This window comes from Pseudorhodobacter sp. (assembly GCF_030452865.1).
GTDB lineage: Bacteria > Pseudomonadota > Alphaproteobacteria > Rhodobacterales > Rhodobacteraceae > Pseudorhodobacter.
Genome location: NZ_JAKDLJ010000537.1, coordinates 1 through 1950, shown reverse-complemented (window position 1 = coordinate 1950; position 1950 = coordinate 1). Strand labels below are relative to the sequence as shown.

The 1950-nt window shown below is 60.9% G+C and carries 2 protein-coding genes; both read left to right on the top strand.

Going from position 1 to position 1950, the window contains the following annotated elements; genetic code table 11:
- Nucleotides 1–214: 214 nt before the first annotated feature.
- A complete protein-coding gene (gene tnpB / locus L0H65_RS19155) occupies nt 215–481 on the top strand; it encodes an IS66 family insertion sequence element accessory protein TnpB (protein ID WP_301460784.1) in 267 nt (88 codons plus the stop codon).
- A gap of 68 nt (nt 482–549) precedes the next feature.
- A partial coding sequence (locus L0H65_RS19150) for an IS66 family transposase (protein WP_301460783.1) occupies nt 550–1950 on the top strand: 1401 nt, incomplete at its 3' end.

The following is a 1950-nucleotide window of genomic DNA, read 5'->3' as shown; positions in this document are numbered from 1 at the left end:
GATCATTGGCCCCGTGATGGTGCGGCTTGATGCAGCCACGCCTGCGGCTCGGGTTGTCGAATTGGTGACCGCACTGCGGGCCTGCCCGTGATCTTCCCGTCGAACCGGGTGAGGATCATGGTTGCCACCAAGCCCATCGACTTCCGCAAAGGCCATGACAGCTTGGCCGCGCCCCACTCGGTGATTGTAAAACAATAACCGAGAGGGGCGCGGGATGAAGAACGAGTTGCGCAAGAACCCGTTCACTGGGACCGTCTTCGTGTTCCGGGCCAAGAAGGCAGATCGGCTCAAGCTCTTGTATTGGGACGGCACCGGGCGGGTGATGGCCTACAAACGGTTGGAAGAGCACACGTTTACTTGGCCCGCAGTGAAGGACGGGTTGATGATGTTGAACCATGCGCAGTTTGAGGCCCTATTTGCCGGTCTCGATTGGCGACGGGTTCGGGCCATTGAAGCGCGTGCGCCCGAGGCGGTGGAATGACTGCGGCAGGATGACTGGGGTGGCTGTTTCCACAGGCATTGCCCGCGATGGTTTGATAAATACAGGGCATGTCAAATGCCGCTGATTTACTTGAAGAAATTGCTGCGCTGAAGACGATGTTGATGGCCTCGGAGGAGCTCAACCTACGCAAGGATGAGCGGATCGAACGGTTGGAAAAGCTGGTTGCCGCCTTCAAGCATGTGGCTTTTGGTCGGCGATCGGAGAAGAGTGACCCAGACCAATTCGAACTGGCGCTTGAAGATCTGGAAACGGCGATTGCCTTAATCCACGCCGAGGAAGATGCCGAGGATCGCGCAGCGAAGCGCTCAACCAAGCCACGCGCCGCCAATCGCGGGGTGCTGCCAAAGCATCTTCCGCGCATCGAAGAAGTGATTGAGCCCGAGAGCCTGACCTGCGCCTGCGGTGGTTGCCTGCATTGTATCGGGGAAGACGTGTCGGAACGGCTGGACATCATCCCGGCCCAGTTCCGCGTGATCGTGACCCGTCGTCCGAAATATGCCTGCCGATCCTGCACCGATGGCGTGGTGCAAGCGCCCGCTCCGGCGCGGCTGATCCCGGGCGGCATACCGACCGAAGCGACTCTCGCGCATGTGCTGGTCAGCAAGTATGCCGACCATCTTCCCCTGTATCGGCAAGCCCAGATCTACAGTCGTCTGGGCGTTGACCTCGACCGGTCCACCCTTGCGGACTGGGTTGGCCGTGCCGCCTTTGAGTTGCTCCCCGTCTTCGACGCGCTGATGGCCGACCTGAAGCGATCCACAAAGCTGTTCATGGATGAAACTCGCGCGCCGGTTCTCGATCCGGGGGCAAAGAAGACCAAAACAGGATACTTCTGGGCCTTGGCCCGCGATGATCGGCCCTGGAGCGGCACAGCACCTCCGGGCGTGGCCTTCACTTACGCCCCCGGTCGGGGCGGGCAACATGCCGAACGGATATTGCAGGGCTTCGGCGGCATCCTGCAGGTGGATGGCTATGCAGGATACAACCGGTTGATCGCATCCTACCGATCTGGCCCCGACATTCAGTTGGCCGACTGCTGGGCCCACGCCCGTCGCAAGCTGATCGAGATAACACGCACCGGCACGGCACCGATTGCCGAGGAAGGTGTGGCACTCATCCGCGGCCTCTACGCCATCGAGGCCGAAATACGCGGCAAAGCCCCCCCCCTCGCACGCCTGGCTGCGCGCCAAGAACGTTCCGCTCCGATCCTTGCCCGCCTTGATAACTGGCTACGCCATCACCGCGCCCGTGCTTCCGCCAAATCGCCCCTCGGTGAGGCAATGGCCGATATCGCGAAATACCGTGACGGCCTCGGTCGCTTCCTGACCGACGGTCGCATCGAGATCGACAACAACACCCCCTCTCATCGATACTTTGTATCGATTGCCGGGCAACGGTACGAACGCACGATCCGCCCCATAGCTCTGAATAGAAAGAACGCCCTCTTC